The organism is Streptomyces sp. NPDC005808 (assembly GCF_042871385.1).
GTDB lineage: Bacteria > Actinomycetota > Actinomycetes > Streptomycetales > Streptomycetaceae > Streptomyces.
Window position 1 is genome coordinate 255,396 of the sequence record NZ_JBIAIK010000004.1, and the last position, 21,753, is coordinate 277,148.

A 21,753-nucleotide genomic window follows, 5' to 3' on the forward strand; every position below is an offset into this window, starting at 1 on the left:
CCCGCGGGCCTCGTACGCCGCCTGACTCACACGTTGTCCACAGCCTCCTGCTTAGTACCGCGGCCGACTGGTTAGGCTCGAATACGTGAGCAGGCTCCAGGTCGTCAGCGGCAAGGGCGGTACCGGCAAGACCACGGTAGCCGCCGCCCTAGCGCTCGCCCTCGCGACGGAGGGCAAGCGTGCTCTCCTCGTCGAGGTCGAGGGCAGACAGGGCATCGCGCAGCTCTTCGAGACAGAAGCGCTGCCCTACGGCGAGCGGAAAATCGCCGTAGCTCCCGGGGGCGGGGAGGTGCACGCCCTGGCCATCGACCCCGAACTGGCCCTTCTGGACTACCTCCAGATGTTCTACAAACTGGGCAGCGCCGGCCGCGCCCTGAAGAAACTCGGCGCCATCGACTTCGCGACCACCATCGCCCCCGGTCTGCGGGATGTGCTCCTGACCGGCAAGGCCTGCGAGGCCGTCCGCCGCAAGGAAAAGAGCGGGCGCTTCGCCTACGACTACGTGGTCATGGACGCGCCGCCCACGGGCCGCATCACCCGCTTCCTCAACGTCAACGACGAGGTGGCGGGCCTCGCGAAGATCGGCCCGATACACAATCAGGCACAGGCCGTCATGCGCGTCATCAAGTCCAAGGAGACGGCCGTTCACCTGGTGACGCTCCTGGAGGAGATGCCCGTACAGGAGACCGCCGACGGCATCGCCGAACTGCGGGCCGCGAAGCTGCCGGTGGGGCGGATCATCATGAACATGGTCCGGCCCTCGCTGCTCCATGACGCCGATCTGGAACTCACGGCCGCCGCTCCGCGTACGGCCATCGCCAAGTCGCTCTCCGCGGCCGGACTCGGCGGCGCCCGTCGAGGCGGGCTCGCCGAGCGGCTGGTGGACCCCCTCCTCGAAGAGGCCGCCGAGTACGCCGAGCGCCACACCCTGGAGCGCGAACAGCGGGCCGTGCTCACGGAACAGGGCCTGCCGCTGCACGAACTCCCGCTGCTCGCCGAGGGAATGGACCTGGCGGGCCTGTACGAACTTGCCAAGGAACTGCGTCAGCAAGGGATCTCATGAGTTCGGACCCGGCCCACGCACACGACTCCATCCACACACACGACCCCGCCCACACACAGGGATCCGCCCACGCGCAGGACTCCCCCCGCGGGCTGGACGCCGCACGCATCCTGGACGTCGATCCGCTGATCGACGACCCCAAGACCCGCATCGTGGTGTGCTGCGGCTCGGGCGGTGTCGGCAAGACGACCACGGCGGCGGCGCTCGGGCTGCGCGCCGCCGAGCGCGGCCGCAAGGTCGTCGTGCTCACCATCGACCCCGCGCGCCGCCTCGCCCAGTCGATGGGCATCGACTCCCTGGACAACACCCCACGCCGGGTGAAGGACGTCGAAGGGGACGGCGAACTGCACGCCATGATGCTCGACATGAAGCGCACCTTCGACGAGATCGTCGAGGCGCACGCAGACCGCGAACGAGCGGCCGCGATCCTGAACAACCCCTTCTACCAGTCGCTTTCGGCGGGCTTCGCAGGCACGCAGGAGTACATGGCGATGGAGAAGCTGGGGCAGCTCAGGGCGAGGGACGACTGGGACCTCATCGTCGTCGACACCCCGCCGTCCCGCTCGGCCCTCGACTTCCTGGACGCGCCCAAGCGGCTCGGGTCCTTCCTGGACGGACGGCTGATCCGGCTCCTGACGGCGCCGGCGAAGCTGGGCGGGCGCGCGGGGATGAAGTTCCTGAACGTCGGAATGTCGTTGATGACAGGCACCCTGGGGAAGCTGCTGGGCGGACAACTCCTCAAGGACGTGCAGACCTTCGTGGCCGCGATGGACACGACCTTCGGCGGGTTCCGTACGCGCGCGGACGCCACGTACAAGCTGCTCCAAGCACCCGGCACGGCCTTCCTGGTGGTGGCGGCCCCGGAGCGGGACGCGCTGCGCGAGGCGGCGTACTTCGTGGAGCGGCTGGCGGCCGAGGACATGCCGTTCGCCGGTCTGGTGCTCAACCGGGTGCACGGAAGCGGCGCCGCTCAGCTGTCGGCCGAGCGGGCGCTCGCTGCCGCGGAGAACCTCGGACTCGTCACCGCGGAGAACCTCCGACTCGTCACCGCGGAGAACCTCCGACTCGCCGCCGCGGAAAATCATGACCTCGAAGCTGCGGAAAATCTTGACGAGGCTCGCATTGTCGATCAGGGGGGCGGGAAGGCTGGACTTCGTAACACTCCCGACACGTACGGCCTTTCAGAATCTCCCGCTTTCGAGGCACCAGCTCCCGACGCGACCGACGATCCCGATGACCCCGATGACCCCGCCGAAGGCTCCCCCGCCGCCACGGACAGGACCGTCCCCAGGAATGGCACCGTCCCCACAAACGGGACCGGGACTGCCGCCGCAGACAGCGGCCACACCGTCGAACAACTCACCGCAGGCCTGCTGAGGCTGCACGCCGAGCGCATGCAGCTGCTCTCCCGCGAACAGCGCACACGTGACCGCTTCACCGCCCTCCACCCCGAGGTGGCGGTGGCCGAAGTAGCGGCACTGCCCGGTGACGTGCACGACCTGGCAGGGCTGCGGGACATCGGGAACCGGCTCGCGGCCGGTCGGCCGGAGCTGCCCGAAACCAGCGCCTGACGGGGCGCCTTACGTGCCCCAAGAGGCCCGCAGGGCTGCAAAGACCCACAGGGCTGCAAAGAACCTGCCTTGAGAATCCTGCAGGGCTGCAAGGCGTACCCAGAGAGGCCTGCAGGGCTTCGGCTTCGGCTTCGGCTTCGGCCTCGGCCTCGAAAGACGAAAGACCTGCGAGGCCCCTAAAAGACCCGTGGTGACCCGAAGGAAGACCGTGGTCATCCGAAGGAAGACCGTGGCCGCCTGAAGGGTGGTGACCTGAAGGCCAGCGGTGCGCCGAGGCAAACGGCCTCAGCCCACCGCCAAGTAGCGCTCGTACACCTCTTCCTCGTCGAGGGGCAGCAGACCCGCGCCGCGCTCGTACTCCGTGCGCGCGGTCTCGAGCAGGCGTCGCCACGAGGTGACGGTGGGTCGCCGGCGCAACAGCGCGCGCCGCTCCCGCTCGGTCATGCCACCCCACACGCCGAATTCGACGCGATTGTCGAGCGCGTCGGCGAGGCACTCCGTGCGAACCGGACATCCGGTGCACACTGCCTTCGCCCTGTTCTGCGCTGCTCCTTGAACGAACAGTTCATCTGGATCGGTAGTGCGGCAGGCCGCCTGCGCACTCCAGTCGGTTACCCAGCCCATACCGGCGCCGTCCTCTCCCGAATCGAGGCTCCCCCACGGCGGCAGCGGCATATTCACCGCCGCCAGTTGAGGACGTTACGGAAGGTGGGCACAGCGCAACACCCCCTTCGGGCCCAATCTTGAATGGCCCGAACGGACTATGCGTAAGCGGCAGATCACCCGGGGGAGTGACCTGGCGACATGCGTGAGTTTCCCGGCAAACCGGGACAGTTCAGTTGAGTCACAACGGACGCCGGATGACACACAAGGCGGATTCGGACACGCCCCCAACAAGAAGTTGGGCTACCTCCGGAACGATTCGGGGTCGCCGGACGTATTGATACATGACCGCGCTGCTGTGACAGTTGTGAACAGCTTAGGCCAAGGCCTGTACGTGTGTCCGGCGATTGAGAACGTAGGCTGCCCCTATGCCAAAGAAGCGCTCAGGCGGTGGTCTGTCACCTTTTCAGCAGTCCGCCAAGTTCCTCGGTGTCAGCGTGCTCGCAGGTGCGGTCATGGCCGGAATCGCGCTGCCAGCAGCGGGCGCGCTGGGCCTCGCCGCCAAGGGTTCGGTCCAGAGTTTCGACGAGATTCCGGACGAGCTGAAGAGCCCACAGTTGAGCCAGCGCACCACGATCCTGGACAGCGAGGGCGGCCAGATCGCCACGGTCTACTCGCGCGACCGGACCGTGGTAGACCTCAAGGACATCTCGCCGTACATGCAGAAGGCGATCGTCGCGATCGAGGACTCACGCTTCTACGAGCACGGAGCGGTCGACCTGAAGGGCGTCCTGCGCGCGCTGAACCAGAACGCGCAGAGCGGCGGGGTGGCCCAGGGCGCCTCCACGCTCACCCAGCAGCTCGTGAAGAACTACTTCGTCGAAGAGGCCGGCGACGACCCGACGAAGGTCGCCCAGGCCACCCAGCAGACCCTGGGCCGCAAGATCCGCGAGCTGAAGTACGCGATCCAGCTGGAAGAGAAGCTCGGCAAGAAGAAGATCCTCGAGAACTACCTGAACATCACGTTCTTCGGCGAGCAGGCCTACGGCGTCGAGGCCGCGGCCCAGCGCTACTTCTCCAAGCCCGCCAAGGACCTGAACCTCCAGGAGTCGGCGCTGCTCGCGGGCATTGTCCAGTCGCCCAGCCGGTACGACCCGGTCAACGACGAGGCAGAGGCCACCAAGCGCCGCAACACCGTGCTGCAGCGCATGGCCGAGACGAACGACATCTCACAGGCGGAGGCCGACAAGGCCATGAAGACGCCGCTCGGCCTGAAGGTCAGCAAGCCGAACAACGGCTGCATCACGGCGGTCGAGGGCGCGGCCTTCTTCTGCAAGTACGTGGAGAAGGTCTTCCTCAGTGACCCGGTCTTCGGCGAGACCAAGGAGGAGCGGGCGAAGATCTGGAACCAGGGCGGCCTGACGATCCGTACGACGCTCGACCCGCAGGCACAGCAGTCGGTGCAGGCCTCGCTCAAGGACCACGTCAACCAGACGGACAAGGTCACCGCGGCGGCCACCCTCGTCGAACCCGGCACGGGCAAGATCGTCGGCATGGGCCAGGCGACGCCGTACGGCTACGGCAAGAACGAGACCGAGTACAACTACTCGGTCGACTACGCCATGGGCGGTTCGAACTTCGGTTTCCCGACGGGTTCGACGTTCAAGCCGTTCGTCGCCGCAGCCGCGCTGGAGGAGGGCCGCCCCGCGACCCAGGAGTACGCCTCGCCGTACGAGATGGACTACCCGAGCCCCGTCCAGACCTGTGACAGCAAGCCGTGGGTCAACACGGACGGCGACACGGTGGAGAACGAGGCCGAGTCCGAGGTAGGGCCGTACCGCCTGAAGGACGCGATGGCCAAGTCGGTCAACACCTACTTCGTGCAGATGATCTCCGACATCGGTCTGTGCCCCGTGGTCGACATGACCGACAACCTGCACGTCACACAGGGCAACGGCGACAAGCTGCCGGAGAGCCCGTCCATCGCCCTCGGCGCGGTGGGCCTCTCGCCGCTGACGATGGCCTCCGCGTACGCCTCCTTCGCCGCCCGGGGCACGTACTGCACCCCGATCGCCATCGAGGCCATCACGCAGAAGGTCGGCAACGCGCAGAAGTCCCTCGCGGTGCCGAAGTCGACGTGCACGCGCGCGATGTCCGAGACGACCGCGGACACCGTCAACACCCTCCTGAGCGGCGTGATCGACTCCGGTACGGGCCAGGCGGCCGGTCTCACCGACCGCGCCAACGCCGGTAAGACGGGTACGACGGACTCCCGCAAGAACGCCTGGTTCGTCGGCTACACGCCGAACCTCGCCGGCGCGGTCTGGGTCGGCAGCGCCACGCAGCAGGTCGAGATGGAGAACATCACGATCGGCGGCGTCTGGCACGACAAGGTGTACGGCGGTCAGGTGCCGGGTCCCATCTGGAAGGACGCGATGACCGGCGCCCTCGAGGGCAAGGACTCGCCGTCCTTCAACCTCGTCAACATCCCCGACGCCCCGAAGGACAAGGGCACCGACGACGGGAACAACGGGGACGACGGAAACGGCAACGCGACCGGGAACAACGACAACGGCGGCCTCACCACGACCGGTGCGACCACCGGCGGCAGCACCGTCCCGACGCCGTCCTTCTCCATCCCGGAGGGCTTCCTCCAGGGGCAGAGCAACGGCGGGAACGGGACTGGCGGGCGGGACTAGCCTGCCTGATTGCCTGTCTGCCTGTTCGCCTGTGTGCTCGGAGCTTGGCTTGATACGCCGGTGGGGCGTCCCTAGTGTCTAGGGGCGCCCCACCGGCGTATGGGTAGGAAGGTCGCTTGGTGCGGTCGCCTTGGTGCGGTCGCCTTTTATGGGCTGGGCGCCTTTTGACGGGCGTCTTTTACGGGCGCTTCGCACGATCGCTTCGTACGGTGAGCGGAGTCGGTCGCTCAGGCGCCCGCGAGGAGCTGCTTGACCAGAGCGGCGACGCGGCCGCCCTCCGCCAGGCCGGCCACCTTCGGGTTCACGATCTTCATGACCTGGCCCATGGCGCGCGGCCCCTCGGCGCCCGCCGCTTTCGCCTCCTCGACGGCCTGGACGACGATCTGCCGGAGCTCGTCGTCGGACAGCTGCTGGGGAAGGTAGGTCGCGAGGATCTCGCCCTCCGCCTTCTCCCGCTCGGCCGACTCGGGACGCCCGCCCTGCGCGAAGGCGTCCGCGGCCTCGCGGCGCTTCTTCGCCTCGCGGGTGATCACCTTCTGCACTTCGTCGTCGGAGAGTTCGCGCTTGGTCTTGCCCGCGACCTCCTCGTTGGTGATCGCGGAGAGGGTCAGCCGGAGCGTCGAGGAGCGGAGCTCGTCGCGCTCCTTGATGGCGGCGTTGAGGTCTTCCTTGAGCTTCGACTTAAGCGTGGTCATGCCGTCGATTGTCGCAGGTGTGGTGAGACGGCTGCCTGTTGATTTCGGGGTGCGTACGTCGTGCGCGGCGAGGTTGTCCACAGGGGGCACGTCGGGTTGCCGCGGTCTGACACGATGGACGTATGCGCGCGCTATACGGAGTACCCCTGGGAATCACGGCGGTGGGCGCCGCCGGTCTGTTGTATGCGGCGGGCTTTGAGGCCCGCTCCTTCCGTCTCCGGCGGGTGACGGTGCCTGTGCTGCCGTCCGGCATGCGACCGCTGCGGGTTCTCCAGGTCTCGGACATCCACATGGTGAGCGGCCAGCGCAAGAAGCAGCGCTGGCTGCGCTCACTGGCCGGCCTGCGCCCCGACTTCGTCATCAACACCGGGGACAACCTCTCCGACCCGGAGGGCGTGCCCGAGGTGCTGGACGCGCTGGGTCCGCTGATGGAGTTCCCGGGGGCATACGTCTTCGGTTCGAACGACTACTACGGCCCCAAACTCCGCAACCCCGCCCGGTACTTGTTCGAGAAGGCCCAGGGCCGCCACGGGCTGAACGGCAACGCACCGGTCGTCGGCGCCCTCCACAACCCGTGGGAGGGCCTGCGTGACGCCTTCGACACTGCGGGCTGGCTGAACCTGACGAATACCCGCGGGGAGCTGAAGATCGAGGGCGCGTCGGTGGAGCTGACCGGCCTCGACGACCCGCACATCAAGCGGGACCGGTACGAGCGCGTGGCCGGCGGCCCGTCGGAATCCGCCGACTTCTCGATGGGCGTGGTCCATGCCCCGTACCTGCGCACGCTCGACGCATTCACCGCGGACGGCTACCCCCTCATACTGGCCGGGCACACCCACGGCGGCCAGCTCTGCCTCCCCTTCTACGGCGCCTTCGTCACCAACTGCGACCTGGACACGGACCGCGTGAAAGGCCTGTCCACGCATACGGCGGAAGGGCGGACGTCGTACCTGCACGTCTCGGCGGGCTGCGGAGCGAACCGGTATACGCCGGTGCGGTTCGCTTGTCCTCCGGAGGCTTCTTTGTTGACGTTGGTGGAGCGGAAGTAGGTGGACGGAAGTAGGTAGGGCGGGGCTGGGTGGCGCGGGGCGCGTAGGTGGTGGCGCGCGGCGCGTAGGTGGTGGCGCGGGGCGCGTGGCCGAGGTCCGGGTCTGAAGGGGCTCGAGTCTGGCGGGACCCGGGTCTGAAGGGGCTCGGGTCTGGAGAGGTCCGGCTCTGGAGGGGCTCGGGTCTGGCAAGGTCCCGTAACCCACCCAGATGACCCGTATCGCCCGATTCGTCGATCCGCCTTAGCGTGGGGCCATGATCGCCCCGATCCCCAAGGACATACCCGACCTCCCCGCGATACCGGGTATCCCCGCGCCGGCCCCCTTCATCGTCCCCGCGACGGCCGTGGTGGCCCCCCTACGCCGCCCGGTCACGGCGGTTTTCCGCATCCTCGTGGCCCTCACGGCGGCGACGGGTGTGGCCATCGACCTGATACTGGGCAGCCCGCTTCGTGTGCTCAGCTACTTCACGATCCAGAGCAGCCTGCTCGTGGCGCTGGTCTTCGTCGCCTCGGCAGGGCGGGCTTGGACAGCCCGACGACCGCTGCCAGGTGCGGTAACGGGCGGCACCTTGCTGTACGTCTCGATCACGGGCCTGGTCTACCACCTGATCCTGGCGAACCAGTCCAGCGTCTTCTCCATGACAGGGGATGTCGCCCCGCCCACCGGCTGGCAGGCGGTGGCCAACCACCTCCTGCACACGGTGACGCCGATCGCGGCCGCGGCCGACTGGCTCCTGCTGACGCGCCCCGCCCCGCTGGCCCTCCGCCACGCGGCCACCTGGCTCCTCTACCCCATCATCTACCTGGCCTTCTCCCTGGCCCGCGGCGCGATGATGTCCCCCGGAACCCCGGCGCGCTATCTCTACCCCTTCATGGACGTCGACCAGCACGGCTACCCCGGCGTCCTCGCCAACGCCCTGCTCCTCGGCCTCTCCTTCTACGCCCTCGCCATCCTCCTCGTCGCCCTCGATCACATCCGCCCCGACCCGGTCCGCCGCCGGGTCAGACGCCCCGAAAACCGGATTTCGTCTCCAGCCACCAGTGGGCTAAAGTAAACGACGTCGCCGCCACCGCAGCGACAATCGGGGTGTAGCGCAGCTTGGCAGCGCGCTTCGTTCGGGACGAAGAGGTCGTGGGTTCAAATCCCGCCACCCCGACAGTTAAAAACGCAGATCAGAGGGCCCAGTGTGTAAGTTGCACTGGGCCCTCTGACGTGGCTGCGTGTCCAACTGCGTGACTGCGCCTCGAACGCGACCGCCAGAGCCTCTGTCTCTATGTCCCAACCACTCGACTACTCGACCACTCGGGACGAGGTCTTCCAGGCCATGCCAGGGACGGTTGACACAGGTTGACTATCCTGCTCCGTCAGCTGTTCCCCTCCACGAGGTCCCATCGACCTCAAGTGCCATCGTGGCGGCGTCGGCAAAGGGAATGTAGGCCGCGTACCCAGTCGGCTCGGCCTCCTGGAGCTGGCCGCCAACCCCTGGCCGCCAACCCCTCAGGCCGCTTCGGCGGCGAAGCTCCGATTACTTCAGGAGACGCTGGTGCCAGATGTATACATAACGGTTCTGCTCCCGGTGGCGATCGTCATCACGATGTTCGGTCTTGGGCTGACCCTGACCATGGCCGATCTGGCTCGGGTCTTCCAGGCTCCCAAGGCCGCCCTCGTCGCGCTGTTCTGCCAGGTCATCGTGCTACCGGCCATCGCCTTCGGCCTCGTGGTCTCGTTCGGGCTCGCGCCGGAACTGGCGGTCGGGATGATGCTGCTGGCGGCGTCGCCCGGTGGCCCCTCGGCGAGCCTCTTCAGTCATCTGGCCGGCGGGGATGTGGCGCTCAACATTGCCGTGACCGCGGTCAACTCCGTTATCGCGATGGGGACCTTCCCCCTCATCGCCGAGGTGTCGATGGCCCACTTCCTGGGCGAGGGCCGCTCGATCGGAATGCAGGCGGACAAGCTGGTCCAGGTCGTACTGACAGTGTTGGTCCCGGTCGTCGTCGGCATGTGGGTGCACCACCGCTACACCGCCTGGGCCGAACGCAGGCGCGGTCCGGTCAAGGTCGGATCGGTCATCGTCCTGGTGGCGGTCATCATCGGCGCGGTGTCGCAGGAGTACGGCGTTCTGCTGGACAACGCGGGCGCGCTCACGGTCATCACCCTGCTGTTCTGCGTGTGCAGCCTGACCATCGGCTACTTCGTGCCGCGGCTGTTCCGGGTGGGTCTTGAGCAGGCCATCGCCTCGGCCATGGAGATCGGGATCCACAATGCGGTGCTCGCGATCACCGTGGCGATCACGGTGCTGGACAACCGGACGATGGCCATTCCGCCCGCGGTGTACGGCATCCTGATGTACTTCCCCGTCGCGCTGGTCGCGTACGCGTTCGCCCGCAGGGCGGGCGTCGCGCAGCTCGAGGGTGTATCCGACTGACCAGCTGTTTTCGTGGAGCGGGGGGGCGCCGCCCCCCGCTCTCATGTCGCAACCGTGAGGTCTGCCGCCGGGCTCAGCACCGGTCTGGAACACCGGCCGATCTGCGTCCTGTGCGCCTCCTCAGTCACGGCGGCCATCACCCCGCAGCGGTGAGCAGTTCGTCGTCACGCATGTGTCGGTTCTCCTTCGGTTCCGGGCGCGGGTTCGAGGGATTCGGCCGGCCAAGCCTCGCCGGAGGAGAGCCGGTTCCGGCGAAGGCCCAGAGGGTGAGGACGTACGCCGCCTCCGGCTCGGGGCCGTTGAGGGGAGGCTGAGGTGGGGACGTCCCCGATGACACTGGTCGAGGCTTACGACGGGAGGACAACCGGACAGCGCCGGGACTGGGTACTCTCCCGGCTCCAGGTCGTCGACATCGGGACGGACGAGGCCCGCCAGGCACGTCGGCTCCTGTTGTGACCGATCAACGGGGCGATCCGATCCGACCAGTCATCGACGTCGTCCGCGCCGAGGTCCGACATGGTGGTCAACGCGCTCCACGACGAGCCTGACGTAAGCAGAGCCGGACAGCGCACGCAGGGCTGTCGCACAGTCGGCTCATGGCGCGCGCCAAGGGACGGTGGGCCGGCCTCCACGCTGACCGGAATCCGTCCTTCCGGGAGATGTGACGCAGTAAACACCGAAAGAGGGGCGACCGGCCTGAACAGGGCTTTCGGCTTCGCGTTTGGCCGATTTGAGGCGTCCCTCTTCACCTCACTTTCACCAGTAAGGCCCAAGATCATCGAACCTAGGTATCATACAAATCGAACCTGGGTTCCCAGGTGAAAGGGGGAGGGCCATGCCCGAAAACGATCTCGACTACTCGACCACTGTCCCGCGCAACCTGGTGCACCGGGCGACAGCCGGCGAGGTGTTCCTGACGGACCATCAGCCGCATCGCCAGGGTGCACTCATCGCGGCGCATCTGCCCCGCACCCACGCCTACTACAGCGACCACACAAGCAGTCCGGCTCACTACGACCCTCTGCTGATCATGGAGGTGCTGCGGCAGTGCGGCATCCTGGCAGCCCACGCCTATGTGGGCGCGCCCGAGGGTGCGAGCTTCGTCTTCGACTCCGCGACCCTGGCCGTTCTGGACATGGCGGCGCTGCGCATCGGGCCGGAATCCGCGCGCGCGGTCATCGACTTCCAGGTCGTCGAGACCAAGAAGCGTGGCGGGCGTATCAGCGGAGCCGTGTACGAAGCGCTGGTCCGTATCGATGGACGGGACGCGGTCAGCTCCCGTATTGAGTGCCGCTGGATGCCGAGCCGAACCTGGCAGGCCCTGCGGGAGCGCTCCCGCAGCGGTCTGGACCTGACCCCGCGCGCCCATCTGACGGGCCTGCGTCTACCGACGTACCTGGTGGGGAGGCGGTCGGCACAGAACGTCGTGCTGGCCGACGCCGTGATGTCCGGCAACGAGGTCACCGGGCACATCGTGGTCGATCAGGGCCATCCCGGTCTGTTCGACCATCCGCTGGACCACATACCTGGCGCCCTGATGTTCGAAGCCTTCCGTCAGACCGCGCTCTACGCCGCGAGCGAGGTCCACGGGTTCGCGCCGCGTGGCCTGGCGCTGGAATCGCTGGAGACCACCTTCGCGCTGGTCGGGGAGTTCGAGCTGCCCACCGACTGCAGGGCGACGGTGGGTGCGGCCACCAACGGCGGGGTGGAGATCGATCTCGTGCTGGCGCAGGAGGATCGCACCGTCGCCACTGCCCAGCTGCGCTGGGGGCGCACTCTCTGCCCGGCCGTCAGGTCCCAGGACGCCGAGCTGGTGTCCGCATGACCTCGGGTGCGCAGCAGGAGAGGACTGAGCACCACCCGGCCCTGACCGTGTGGTTCGACTTCGGTGGAGTCCTCTCTCCTCCGCTCGAAGAGCTCTTCCGCTCCTTCGAGAAGAAGACCGGCATCGGCCCTGAGCAGATGTATGCCGCGATGTCCGACATCGGTCGGGAGCTCGGCGTATCCGCGCTGGCCCCGATCGAGTCGGGTGAGATGACGGAGAAGGAGTGGGCCGCCCTGCTGTCCGGGGCGCTGCTCCGGCGCTGGCCCGCCCTCGACCAGTCACGGGCGGACTGGCAGGAGTTCGGGAGGCAGTGGTTCGAGGGCGTCACCGTGACGGAGCCCGTCGCGGAAGCCGCGCGGCAGCTTCGGAACGAGGGTTTCGGCGTATCCGTGCTATCGAACAACGTTCGGGAGTGGGCTCCCTACTGGAAGCGCATCATCGAACCGGCGGGCCCGTTCGACCACATCGTGGACTCCTGCGACCTCGGCGTGCGCAAGCCCCAGCCGGAGATCTTCGCCCTGGCCGAACGCGCCGCTGCGGTGACCCCCGAAGAGTGTGTTCTCGTCGACGACCTCGCGGAGAACTGCCGGGCGGCGGAGCGTGCGGGCTGGACCGCCGTGCACTTCCGCGACTCCCAGCAGGCTCTGCGTGAACTCAGCGCGATCACGGGTGTGCGGCTGTGTCCGCTTCCCTGAGCGATCCGTCTCTCCGACTCTTTCCCCGTCGTGCCCCTCAGGAGTACCCATGACCACATCGACCTCCGCTCTGGCCGACATCGAGGGCATTCCCCACCTCAACCCGGCGCCCGCATTCGTGCCCGCCCCCGAGCGCAGCCGAGGTGGGATACCCCAGCTCACCCTGCCCAGTGGACACAGGGCGCTCCACCTCACGCGGTACCAGGACGTACATCGCGTACTCACCGACCCGACGTTCGGCCGTACCGCGACCAACGTCGAGGGCGGGCCCAGCTTCCTTCCGACCATCATGCCGAAAGAGCTGCTGCTCAACCTCGACGTGCCCGATCATGCGCGGATGCGGGGTTTCGTCAACGCCGACTACAGCGCCGCAGGGGTCGAGGCACTTCGCCCCGCGGTGCAGGAGATACTGGCGGCGAAGGTCGCACGGCTCCGCGGCGCCAAGAAGCCCGATCTCTACGCCGACGTCCTCGACACGCTGCCGGCAGAGGTCAACGGCCGTTTCCTCGGCATTCCGGACAGCGACATCGACTTCTACCGACCGCTCGGCCACACCGTGCAGATCGCCTCCGACAAAGACGTCCCTGGCCTGGTCGAGGATTTCACCGCCCTCTACATCTACCTGACCGAGCTCGTCACCGGCGCCCGCCCCCGCATCGAAGGTGGCCTGATCGACCGGTTCGTCGCGGCGCGGGACACCGTGGAACCGCCGCTCGGCGATGCCGAGTTGGTCGGCATCCTGCTCGGATCTCTTCTTGGCGCGGACCAGAACATCCTCTCGGTCTCCGCCAAGATCCTGTACGTGCTGCTGTGCCGCCCGGTGCTGTGGCAGCAGATCGCCGAGGACCCCGAGATCACCGGAGCCCTGGTGGAGGAGCTGATCCGGCTCATTCCGCTGGGCAACATCTCGGCCTTTCCCCGCATCGCCACGCAGCGCGTCGAGGCGACCGAAGGGGTGATCGAGGAAGGGGACGTCGTCTACCCGGATGCGTTCCAGGCCAATCGGGACCCTGAGGTCTTCCCCGATCCCCTGCTGATCGATCCGCACCGGAAGGGCAAGCGGCACCTGCAGTTCGGTTACGGCATGCATCACTGCATGGGAGCCGCCCTGGCCCGGATGGAGATCGTCGAGATGGTCTCCATTCTCGCCCAGGAGTTCCCGGCTCTGACCCTCGACGCCGATCCGGCCGCACTGCCCTGGGACAGCGGTGTCGTTCTGCGGCGGCCGACCGCGCTGCCCGTCCGCTGGTAGCGAGGGCACTTCGAAAGGCCGTCATCACGTCGCGCCCGCACACTCGGTTCCCCGGTGTGCGGGCGCGGCACTTCAGCCTGCCAGCAGGTCGTGCCGGCCGGAGAGCGAGGCGTTTTCCGCGACCAGGCGGAGCAGGCCGGGGAACCGCTGCTCGATGTCCTGACGGCGGAGCTGGGCGCCGCGGCTGTTGCCGCGGTCGACCTGCTGGACCAGACCGGCCTCACGCAGGATCCGGAAGTGGTGGGTCCGGGTCGACTTCGACACCGGCAGCCCGAACGACGTGCAGGTGCGTTCGGTGCCCTCCGGCTCCCGGGCGAGCGTGGCGATCACCTGGTAGCGCAAGGGGTCCGACAGCGCCCTCAGAACGGTCTGGAAATCGATCTCTTGGAGCTCCGGGTGGCCTTCTGCATCCGGCATGGGGCGGCCCCTCACCTTCTGTCACGGGTGCCGCCTCGTCGCGACACTCCCTAAAGGTACTACTTGCATCAAACCTACGATCCATGCGAGCCTTAGGTTCGATAAATTACGTACCTAAGATGAGGGACGGGTTCGCGCTCTGGACCGCTGCCTCCCGTCCCTCATCTGCGGTGCCCTTCGTCCCCCTCGACGCCCGAAGGTGTCCCGAAAGATTCCGGAGTCCCCGTGGCCTCGCAGACCACTGACCCAGCAAGCCCCGCACCTACCGCGCCACCCGGGACGGACACGACGCCCAAGCAGCCCGGCGGCGGGGGTCTGACCCTGTTCGCCGTACTGCTCGCCGTATTCGTCGTGCCGACCTCGATCTCCGGGACGGCGGTGGCACTGCCCGCGATCGGCCTCGACACGGGGGCCGGCTCCGCCCCGCTGCAGTGGGTGGTCAACGGCTTCAACGTGGCCTTCGCCTGCTTCACCTTGGTGTGGGGTTCGCTCGCCGACCTGATCGGGCGTATCCGCGCCTTCGCGATCGGTGCCGCGGTCTTCGCCGTCGCTTCGGTCGGCTGCGCCCTCGCGCCCAACGTGTACGTACTCGACGGAGCGCGCGTCCTGGCCGGTATCGGCGGTGCGGCGATCTTCGCCTGCGGCAGCGCGATCATCTCCTCCGCCTTCGAAGGCCCGGCCCGCGCCAAGGCGTTCGCCCTGTTCGGCGCCGTCGCCGGCATCGGCGTCGCACTCGGCCCGACGGTCTCCGGTCCCGCAGTGGACTCCCTCGGCTGGCGCTGGATCTTCGGGCTCCAGGCGATCGTGCTCGCCGTGGTCCTGGCCTGCGTCCCGGCCATCGCGAAGAAGGTGAACGAACAGCCCACGCCCGGCGGCCGGTTGGACGTACGTGGCGCGGTCGTCTTCGTTCTCGCCATGGCCTCCCTCACGTACGCGATCGTGCAGGGGTCGGAGTGGGGCTGGGGTTCGGCCGGCACACTCGGCCTGCTCGCCCTCGCCGCGGTCCTGCTTGCGGTGTTCGGCTCGCTCTCCAAGAGCACCGAGGCACCGCTGCTCGACCTGTCCGTGGTCCGCAACCGCCGCTTCCTCGCCTACACCCTGGTTCCGGTCGCAGCCTCCTTCGGCTTCGTCACCCAGCTCACCTACCTGCCCTCGTACCTCTCCGCTGTCGCCGGATACAGCGCGTCAGCGGCCGGTACGACCATGCTGCTGCTGACCCTCCCCGTCCTCGCCCTGCCCCTGGTCGGCGCCAAGCTCGTCGAACGCGGCACCTCCCCGCTCGCCGTCGTCCTCGCCTCACTGCTCTGCCTGGTCGTCGGCGACCTGGCTCTGCTGCTGCTCGGCCCGGACACCTCGGTGTTCGCAATGGCTCCCGCGATGCTGGTCACCGGCGCCGGCATGGGCCTGTCCGCGGGACTGGTCGACGGCCAGGCACTGGCCATGGTCGAGGAGGAGAAGGCGGGTATGGCGGCAGGCTTCCTCAACACCCTGCGCCTGGGCAGTGAGGCGATCGCGGTCGCCGTCTTCGGCTCCGCCCTCACCTCCCTGGTCACCACCGACGGCAGCGCGGCCGAGCACGCGGCGTCGTACGACACCGCCTTCCACAACCTGCTGTGGGCGATGGCCGCCGTCAGTCTCGTCCTCGGCCTGCTCGTCGTCGTCCTCGCCCGTCGCGGCGCCGACACCACGAGGTGAGACAGCGATGACCTCCTCCCCGCCCGCACCCCAGCGCCGTACCCAGGTCGCCGTCGTAGGCGGCGGTCCGGTCGGCATGCTCGTAGCCGCCGAACTCGCCCACTACGGCGTCCAGGTCACCGTGGTGGAACAGAACGCCACCACGCTCGACGTCCCCAAGGCCGGCACCCTGCATGCCCGCACCGCGCAGTCGCTACGGCGCCGGGGCTATCTGTCCGGCCCGGACGCCACCGTGGAACTGCTCGGACAGGAGCGGTCCCAGCCGTTCCACTTCGCCGGGCTCCCCGGGCTGACCATCACCGGCCCCGCGGTGGAGGGCGAGCCGATCGTGGGCCGCGCTCAGAGCGATCTGGAGCGGGCCTTCGAGCGCATCGCCCGCGAGCGCGGAGCCACCGTGCTGCGCGGATGCCGGGTCGGCGCGGTGCGGGCGCGGGAGGAGGAAGCCGACGTCGTCTTCGAGGACGACCACGGCACCGTGACCTTGACCGCCGACTGGGTGGTCGGTGCGGACGGCGCTCGCAGCCTGGTCCGTGAGCAGGCCGGCTTCACCAGCGAGGAGCACCTCCCGCAGACGCAGGCCGTACTCGGGCTCGTCGATCTGGACGCGCCCTATGAGGCTCCGGCCGGCTGGAATCTCACCGAACGCGGTTGGACCGTCATCGGCCCCAATCCGTTCGGCCCCAGCCGGGTCGCCGCCTTCGACTTCGACGGCCCCCACACCGACCGGCGCACCCCCCTCACCCTTGAGGAACTCCAGTCCACGGTCTCGCGGATCGCCGGCCATGACATCCCCATGCGAAACGCGTACTTTCTTGACCGTTTCAGCGACTTCGCGCGGCTCGCGCACAGCTACCGCGAGGGCCGTGTCCTGCTCGTCGGGGACGCCGCCCATGTGCACTTCCCCGTGGGCGGCCAGGGCCTCAACCTCGGCCTGCAGGACGCACTCAACCTCTCCTGGAAGCTCGCCCACCACCTGAACGGCTGGCCAAGTCCCTTCCTCCTCGACAGCTACACCCCTGAACGCCGTCCGCCCGCCGCCCGGACCATCGCCAACACCCAGGCCCAGCTGGATCTGATGCGCCCCGGCACCACGCACGATCCGCTGCGTGCGCTCTTCACCGAGCTGCTGCAGAACCCCGCGGTCAGCCGCCACCTCGGCGACATGATCAGCGACCAGGACGTCGCACTGCCCACGCGCCCTACCGCCTCCTCGTGGTCCGGAACCTTCTTCCCCAACCTTCCGATCACTGTCCGAGGGAAGCCGACCGACGTGGCACGCCTGCTGCACACCGGCCGCCTCCAACTGGTCCTGCTCGGCTCCGAACACGAACCCGAGCTGCGCAAGGCCGCCGCCCCCTGGGAGGAGGCGCTGGACATCACCAGCGCCGTCACCGAGGTGCCGCTCAAGGTGAACGCACTACTGCTCCGCCCGGACGGCTATCTGGCCTGGGCCGACAGCGGCACGGGGCCTCAGAGCGGAGCCGTCGGCCTGGAGAACGTCCTCGACGAACTCCTCGGCCGCAAGGTCTCCCGTACGTGACCTCTTCCCTCAGAACCTTCCGGAGTCTGCCCATGACCGGTAGCCGTATCACCGCCCTCGGCCACTATCAGCCCTCCCGCGTCCTCACCAACGACGACCTCGCCAAGCTCATCGAGACCGACGACGCCTGGATACGCAGCCGCGTCGGAATCCGGACCCGCCACATCGCGGCCGACGACGAGACCGTCGACTCCATGGCCGCGGAAGCGGCTCGCAAGGCGCTCGCCCAGTCCGGGCTGGTTCCCGCCGACATCGATCTCGTACTGCTCGCCACCTGTACCGCCGAGGACCGGACCCCCAACATGGCGAGCCGGACGGCGTCCCGCCTCGGCGTTCCCCATCCGGCAGCCATCGACGTCAACACCGCCTGCTCCGGGTTCAGTCACGCCCTCGCCCTCGCGGACCAGGCGATACGCACCGGCTCCGCCACCCGCGCACTGGTGATCGCGTCGGAGAAGTTCTCCTCCGTCGCCGACTGGACCGACCGCACCACCTGCATCCTCGTCGGTGACGCCGCCGCCTGTGCCGTGGTCGAGGCCTCGGAGGTCTCCGGCATCAGTCCGGTCGTCTGGGGCTCCTTTCCCGACAGGGGCGAAGCGGTACGCATCGAGGGCACCCCACCCCGGTTCGCCCAGGAAGGCCAGGCGGTCTTCCGCTGGGCCACCACCGAGCTCCCCGCTCTCACCCGCACCGTCTGTGAACGCGCCGGCATCGCCCCGGAGGAACTGGCCGCCGTCGTCCTCCATCAGGCCAATCTGCGCATCATCGAACCCCTCGCGGCCAAGCTCGGCGCGGTGAACGCCGTGGTGGCCACCGATGTCACCGACTCCGGCAACACCTCGGCCGCAAGCGTCCCGCTGGCCCTGTCCAAGCTCCTCGACCAGGGGCGGGTTCCGGCCGGGGCCCCCGTCCTGCTTTTCGGTTTCGGCGGCGGACTGGCCTACGCGGGTCAGGTCGTCCATGTCCCGGCCTGACCCTGCCGCACAGGACGAGGCGCACCCTGCCACACAGGACGAGACGCTGTCCGGGACACCCTCCGACGAGGCGCTGCCTGGGACGCCCTCCCCCGAAACGCCGTGCTTGCCTCAGAGTGACCCACCGCCGCTTCCCCATCTGGGAGAGATCTGGGAGCAGATCTTCTCCCAGACGGCTTTCCAGATCCCGCGACGCCCGGCAAGACCGACACCCTGAACCGTGAGGCGGGCCTGCACACGGAGCCATCTCAAGGAAGACCTGATCCCAGGCGAGGGGTCACGCCTCTTCCCAGCAGGGCAAGGCGGGCGCTGCTGTGCCTGTCCCTTCGCCCCTGGCGGGCGTGCCTGGCAAGCTCCACTGTTTGCACGTAGATGTGCAAGCAACCTATAGTTGCACCTCGATGTGCAACTAATCTTGCCATGCAGGGCTTTCTCCCGGGCACCGAGAAAGCATCCTGCCCTACCCATGCCCAGCGACCTCTCGACTCCCCTCCAGGACAGTGGCCGCGCTCCTCGCGCGGCCCTTCCGGAGCGGCTCGGCGAAAGCCGGCGAGGTCGCCACGCCTGAGGAACCACATGACTACGAACCCCAGCAGTACCGCTGCGGCCGGCCGCAGCGGCCACCGGGGCGTGCTGTTCGCGATGTGCCTTTCCCTGGTCCTGGTGGTCGCCTCGGTCACCGCCCTCAATCTGGCACTCCCGGACCTCGCGGTGGACCTGAACGCCTCGAACTCGTCCCTGACCTGGATAGCCGACGGCTACACCGTCTCCCTGGCCGCGCTGGTCCTGCCGCTGGGAGCACTTGGGGACCGCATCGGTCGGCGCAAGGTCCTGGTCGCCGGAAATCTCGTCTTCGGCGGCGCGGCCGCGCTCGCCGCCCTGTCCTCGTCGACGTCCGAACTCATCGCGTGGCGCGTGGTGATGGGCGTGGGCGCGGCCATGATCATGCCGGGCACGCTGGCCACCATCACCGCCGCCTTCCCGCCGCACAAGAAGGCCCAGGGCGTGGCGACCTGGTCCGGGTTCGCGGCAGCAGGCGGGATCATCGGCATGCTGGCCGCCGGCGGTCTTCTCGAGGCATGGTCCTGGAAGTCGATCTTCGCGACCAGCGCCGCGGTAGCCGTGCTGTGTGCCCTGGTGGCCGTGCTTCTCTCGCCGGAGACCAAGAGCTCGACCGCCGAACCGTTCGACTGGGAGGGCACCGTCTCCACCGCCCTGGCCGTCGGGACGCTCGTCTACGGCATCATCGAGGGGAACGAACAGGGCTGGACACGTCCGGAGGTCCTCGCCGCCTTCGCCGTGACGGCGCTGTCCCTGCTCGCTTACGTGGTCCTCGGCCTGCGCAGCAAGCACCCCATGCTTGACCCGCGGCTGTTCCGCCTGCGGGGCTTCTCCACCGGCGCGTTGACGATCCTCACCCAGTTCATGGCCGTCTTCGGATTCTTCTTCGTCGGCCTGCAGTTCCTCCAACTCATCCTGGGGTACGGCCCTCTCAAGAGCGCGGTGGCTCTGATTCCGGTGGCCGTCGCCGTGCTGCCCACCACACAGATCACCCCACGTCTGGTCAGCCGTATCGGCCTGAAGGCCGTCATGGCTAGCGGACTGCTCCTTCTCGCGCTCGGCATGCTCTGGCTGAGCCGGCTCGACATCGACAGCGGCTACCTGGCCTTCGTGGGCGGTCTCGGCCTCGCCGGCGTCGGCATGGGACTGACCGGCTCGTCCGGGACCAGCGCCATCGTCGGCTCGCTCGGCCCCGACCGTCAGGGCGTGGCCTCGGCGATGAACGACACCACCCGCGAGGTCGGCTCCGCCATCGGTATCGCTCTCATGGGCTCCGTCTTCGCAGGCCAGTACCGCTCCACGCTCCCGGAGAGCATCGGCCAACTCCCCGCCGATGCCGCCGAAACCGTGCGCCACTCGGCCGCCGGCGGCCTCGAAGTCGCCGCCCACATGGGAGCCGGCGGAATCCAACTCGCCGACGCGGTACGCGACGCCTTCATGTCCGGCTTCTCTGACGCGATGGCCACCGTCGCCGCCCTGCTCGTCGTGGCCGCCGCAGCCTGCCTGGTGCTCGCCCCCCGCCATGCCGAAGGCCCACCGGCGGAAGCACCGGACGGGCTGGTGGAGCTGGTGGAGGACAAAGCGCCGGAGGAGCTGCCGGCGACCACAGCAGCGGCGGGCCTGACCGAGGAGCAACCCGCCGGGCGGTCCCGGTCCTGACACAGCGGGGCCGACCGCGCCGAGCGGTCGGCCCCGCTGCGGCTGAGCGGGACTGTCAGTGGGGTTCTCTACGGTGGCCGTATGAGGCATTGGATACATGGGCCGCTCGCGCACTGCGAGGACACCAACGTCGTCTTCTTCCGGGGGATCTCTCTGGATGTGGTCACGCAGGGGCTCCTCGGCCTGCGGCGGATGCCGCTCGCCCATGGCAAGGGGACCGACTGGGGGCTGCTGTTGCACGACATGCACAGCTGGGACGCCGGTGACTACGAGCCTGCCGATTACCGGGGCCTGTGCTCGGGTGGCGGTGAACTCGTCGTCTTCGTGACCGAACCGTGCAGGGCGAAAGCCCACGGTCCCCGGTTCGAGTACCACCGTGATGGACGCCTGATCACCCGCTTCCGCTTCGAGACCCTGGACTACCGGGCGGGCGAGGAGCCTGACCTGCTGCTGCCCGCCCTCACGACGGCGAACCTGGTCGCTCCGGGCGCACGTCTTGACACCGATGGCGATGACGATGACAAGGAGGAGCGGATCGTGCAGGCGGTCGCCCGCTTCTTCTCCCTGCCCGAGCTCGAAATGCCGCCCCTTCTGTGATCAGGGTCGACCAAGGCTGATCAGGTTCGGGACCGCTTCCGGTGAACGCCCTGCCAGGGCCGACGGCGGCCGGCTGGAGGTGGCTGGTGTGGCCGGAGGTTGCCGGTGGCGGCGGCCGGCGCGTACATGCCGCACCGTTCGGTACCGGTCCCTCCCCACGTGGGGACCGGTACCGAGCGGTGCGCGCGGGATCGACCCTTGCCGGGGTGCCCGGTTGCCGTGACGGCGGACCGGCGCGGGTCGAGGAGTGGGGCGGGCCCATGGTCGGCGCGAGGGCGGCTCGCGGGTTTTCCGGGCCACGCGACGAGGCGGTCTACGCCGTCTCGTCAGTCCAAGGGAAGTTGACCGAAAACATGCAGCGTCATGAGGTGCTCTCCGAGCGCTGTGCTGGTGGCCTGTCCGGGCGGTGCGAGTGGGTTCGTCGGTGCGTCGC

Annotated in this window: 17 protein-coding genes, 1 tRNA gene and 1 pseudogene; 16 read left to right on the forward strand and 3 right to left on the reverse strand. The window is 68.4% G+C overall.

The genetic code is table 11. The features are described from left to right. Nucleotides 1-85: 85 nt before the first annotated feature. The gene (locus ACFYPC_RS11575) at nt 86-1,063 is read left to right on the forward strand and encodes an ArsA-related P-loop ATPase (protein ID WP_388673861.1); all 978 of its coding nucleotides are present in this window, start codon (nt 86-88) and stop codon (nt 1,061-1,063) included. Then, nucleotides 1,060-2,634, forward strand: a complete 1,575-nt coding sequence (locus tag ACFYPC_RS11580) for an ArsA family ATPase (protein ID WP_388673863.1) — start codon at nt 1,060-1,062, stop codon at nt 2,632-2,634. The genes ACFYPC_RS11575 and ACFYPC_RS11580 overlap by 4 nt, the downstream gene beginning before the upstream one ends. A 285-nt stretch (nt 2,635-2,919) precedes the next feature. Here ACFYPC_RS11580 and ACFYPC_RS11585 read toward each other — a convergent pair whose 3' ends face one another. Then, on the reverse strand, nt 2,920-3,258 hold the full coding sequence (locus ACFYPC_RS11585) for a WhiB family transcriptional regulator (RefSeq protein WP_365430232.1): 339 nt from the start codon (nt 3,256-3,258) through the stop codon (nt 2,920-2,922). Nucleotides 3,259-3,665: 407 nt separating this feature from the next. Between ACFYPC_RS11585 and ACFYPC_RS11590 the strand changes: the two genes are divergently transcribed. Further along, nucleotides 3,666-5,936 (forward strand): transglycosylase domain-containing protein, encoded by a 2,271-nt coding sequence (locus ACFYPC_RS11590; RefSeq protein WP_388673865.1) that lies wholly within the window; start codon nt 3,666-3,668, stop codon nt 5,934-5,936. Nucleotides 5,937-6,163: 227 nt separating this feature from the next. Here the strand turns inward: ACFYPC_RS11590 and ACFYPC_RS11595 are convergent, their stop codons facing one another. Continuing rightward, nucleotides 6,164-6,631: a GatB/YqeY domain-containing protein gene (locus tag ACFYPC_RS11595; RefSeq protein WP_388673867.1), complete on the reverse strand. Its 468-nt coding sequence runs from the start codon at nt 6,629-6,631 to the stop codon at nt 6,164-6,166. Between the two features lie 122 nt (nt 6,632-6,753). Here ACFYPC_RS11595 and ACFYPC_RS11600 point away from each other — a divergent pair, with 122 nt between their 5' ends. The 8 genes and pseudogenes from ACFYPC_RS11600 to ACFYPC_RS11635 all read left to right on the forward strand — a co-directional run bounded on the left by ACFYPC_RS11600 (nt 6,754) and on the right by ACFYPC_RS11635 (nt 13,877). Continuing rightward, nucleotides 6,754-7,680, forward strand: a complete 927-nt coding sequence (locus ACFYPC_RS11600) for a metallophosphoesterase (protein ID WP_388673869.1) — start codon at nt 6,754-6,756, stop codon at nt 7,678-7,680. Between the two features lie 253 nt (nt 7,681-7,933). Further along, nucleotides 7,934-8,729, forward strand: a pseudogene (locus tag ACFYPC_RS11605) (Pr6Pr family membrane protein). Between the two features lie 33 nt (nt 8,730-8,762). Further along, nucleotides 8,763-8,836: transfer RNA gene (locus ACFYPC_RS11610), tRNA-Pro, on the forward strand. A 387-nt stretch (nt 8,837-9,223) separates the two neighbouring features. Continuing rightward, nucleotides 9,224-10,105 (forward strand): bile acid:sodium symporter family protein, encoded by an 882-nt coding sequence (locus tag ACFYPC_RS11615; protein ID WP_388673871.1) that lies wholly within the window; start codon nt 9,224-9,226, stop codon nt 10,103-10,105. 330 nt (nt 10,106-10,435) lie between these two features. After that, on the forward strand, nt 10,436-10,561 hold the full coding sequence (locus tag ACFYPC_RS11620; RefSeq protein WP_388673873.1) for a hypothetical protein: 126 nt from the start codon (nt 10,436-10,438) through the stop codon (nt 10,559-10,561). Between the two features lie 379 nt (nt 10,562-10,940). Then, on the forward strand, nt 10,941-11,930 hold the full coding sequence (locus ACFYPC_RS11625) for a ScbA/BarX family gamma-butyrolactone biosynthesis protein (RefSeq protein WP_388673875.1): 990 nt from the start codon (nt 10,941-10,943) through the stop codon (nt 11,928-11,930). Beyond that, complete coding sequence (locus tag ACFYPC_RS11630; RefSeq protein WP_388673877.1) at nt 11,927-12,625, forward strand: HAD family hydrolase; 699 nt, start codon at nt 11,927-11,929, stop codon at nt 12,623-12,625. The genes ACFYPC_RS11625 and ACFYPC_RS11630 overlap by 4 nt, the downstream gene beginning before the upstream one ends. A gap of 49 nt (nt 12,626-12,674) precedes the next feature. Continuing rightward, nucleotides 12,675-13,877 (forward strand): cytochrome P450, encoded by a 1,203-nt coding sequence (locus ACFYPC_RS11635; protein WP_388673879.1) that lies wholly within the window; start codon nt 12,675-12,677, stop codon nt 13,875-13,877. A 72-nt stretch (nt 13,878-13,949) separates the two neighbouring features. Here the strand turns inward: ACFYPC_RS11635 and ACFYPC_RS11640 are convergent, their stop codons facing one another. Then, a complete protein-coding gene (locus ACFYPC_RS11640; RefSeq protein ID WP_388673881.1) occupies nt 13,950-14,294 on the reverse strand; it encodes an ArsR/SmtB family transcription factor in 345 nt (114 codons plus the stop codon). A gap of 225 nt (nt 14,295-14,519) precedes the next feature. Between ACFYPC_RS11640 and ACFYPC_RS11645 the strand changes: the two genes are divergently transcribed. The 5 genes from ACFYPC_RS11645 to ACFYPC_RS11665 all read left to right on the forward strand — a co-directional run bounded on the left by ACFYPC_RS11645 (nt 14,520) and on the right by ACFYPC_RS11665 (nt 21,320). After that, complete coding sequence (locus ACFYPC_RS11645) at nt 14,520-15,989, forward strand: MFS transporter (RefSeq protein ID WP_388673883.1); 1,470 nt, start codon at nt 14,520-14,522, stop codon at nt 15,987-15,989. A 7-nt stretch (nt 15,990-15,996) separates the two neighbouring features. Beyond that, nucleotides 15,997-17,529: an FAD-dependent monooxygenase gene (locus tag ACFYPC_RS11650; RefSeq protein WP_388673885.1), complete on the forward strand. Its 1,533-nt coding sequence runs from the start codon at nt 15,997-15,999 to the stop codon at nt 17,527-17,529. Nucleotides 17,530-17,561: 32 nt separating this feature from the next. Further along, nucleotides 17,562-18,503 carry a beta-ketoacyl-ACP synthase III gene (locus ACFYPC_RS11655; RefSeq protein WP_388673887.1) on the forward strand — a complete coding sequence of 314 codons (942 nt, stop codon included), beginning with the start codon at nt 17,562-17,564 and terminating at the stop codon, nt 18,501-18,503. Nucleotides 18,504-19,079: 576 nt separating this feature from the next. Beyond that, nucleotides 19,080-20,723 carry an MFS transporter gene (locus ACFYPC_RS11660; protein WP_388673889.1) on the forward strand — a complete coding sequence of 548 codons (1,644 nt, stop codon included), beginning with the start codon at nt 19,080-19,082 and terminating at the stop codon, nt 20,721-20,723. A gap of 81 nt (nt 20,724-20,804) precedes the next feature. Next, nucleotides 20,805-21,320 carry a DUF6461 domain-containing protein gene (locus tag ACFYPC_RS11665; RefSeq protein ID WP_388673891.1) on the forward strand — a complete coding sequence of 172 codons (516 nt, stop codon included), beginning with the start codon at nt 20,805-20,807 and terminating at the stop codon, nt 21,318-21,320. Nucleotides 21,321-21,753 lie beyond the last annotated feature (433 nt).

What these genes read in the sequence shown, in the direction of transcription:
- ACFYPC_RS11660 (WP_388673889.1), top strand. Translation starts at nt 19,080, where the DNA reads ATGACTACGAACCCCAGCAGTACCGCTGCGGCCGGCCGCAGCGGCCAC.
- ACFYPC_RS11630 (WP_388673877.1), top strand. Translation starts at nt 11,927, where the DNA reads ATGACCTCGGGTGCGCAGCAGGAGAGGACTGAGCACCACCCGGCCCTG.
- ACFYPC_RS11585 (WP_365430232.1), bottom strand. Translation starts at nt 3,258, where the DNA reads ATGGGCTGGGTAACCGACTGGAGTGCGCAGGCGGCCTGCCGCACTACC.
- ACFYPC_RS11595 (WP_388673867.1), bottom strand. Translation starts at nt 6,631, where the DNA reads ATGACCACGCTTAAGTCGAAGCTCAAGGAAGACCTCAACGCCGCCATC.
- ACFYPC_RS11655 (WP_388673887.1), top strand. Translation starts at nt 17,562, where the DNA reads ATGACCGGTAGCCGTATCACCGCCCTCGGCCACTATCAGCCCTCCCGC.
- ACFYPC_RS11620 (WP_388673873.1), top strand. Translation starts at nt 10,436, where the DNA reads ATGACACTGGTCGAGGCTTACGACGGGAGGACAACCGGACAGCGCCGG.
- ACFYPC_RS11665 (WP_388673891.1), top strand. Translation starts at nt 20,805, where the DNA reads ATGAGGCATTGGATACATGGGCCGCTCGCGCACTGCGAGGACACCAAC.
- ACFYPC_RS11590 (WP_388673865.1), top strand. Translation starts at nt 3,666, where the DNA reads ATGCCAAAGAAGCGCTCAGGCGGTGGTCTGTCACCTTTTCAGCAGTCC.
- ACFYPC_RS11625 (WP_388673875.1), top strand. Translation starts at nt 10,941, where the DNA reads ATGCCCGAAAACGATCTCGACTACTCGACCACTGTCCCGCGCAACCTG.
- ACFYPC_RS11650 (WP_388673885.1), top strand. Translation starts at nt 15,997, where the DNA reads ATGACCTCCTCCCCGCCCGCACCCCAGCGCCGTACCCAGGTCGCCGTC.
- ACFYPC_RS11580 (WP_388673863.1), top strand. Translation starts at nt 1,060, where the DNA reads ATGAGTTCGGACCCGGCCCACGCACACGACTCCATCCACACACACGAC.
- ACFYPC_RS11635 (WP_388673879.1), top strand. Translation starts at nt 12,675, where the DNA reads ATGACCACATCGACCTCCGCTCTGGCCGACATCGAGGGCATTCCCCAC.
- ACFYPC_RS11640 (WP_388673881.1), bottom strand. Translation starts at nt 14,294, where the DNA reads ATGCCGGATGCAGAAGGCCACCCGGAGCTCCAAGAGATCGATTTCCAG.
- ACFYPC_RS11600 (WP_388673869.1), top strand. Translation starts at nt 6,754, where the DNA reads ATGCGCGCGCTATACGGAGTACCCCTGGGAATCACGGCGGTGGGCGCC.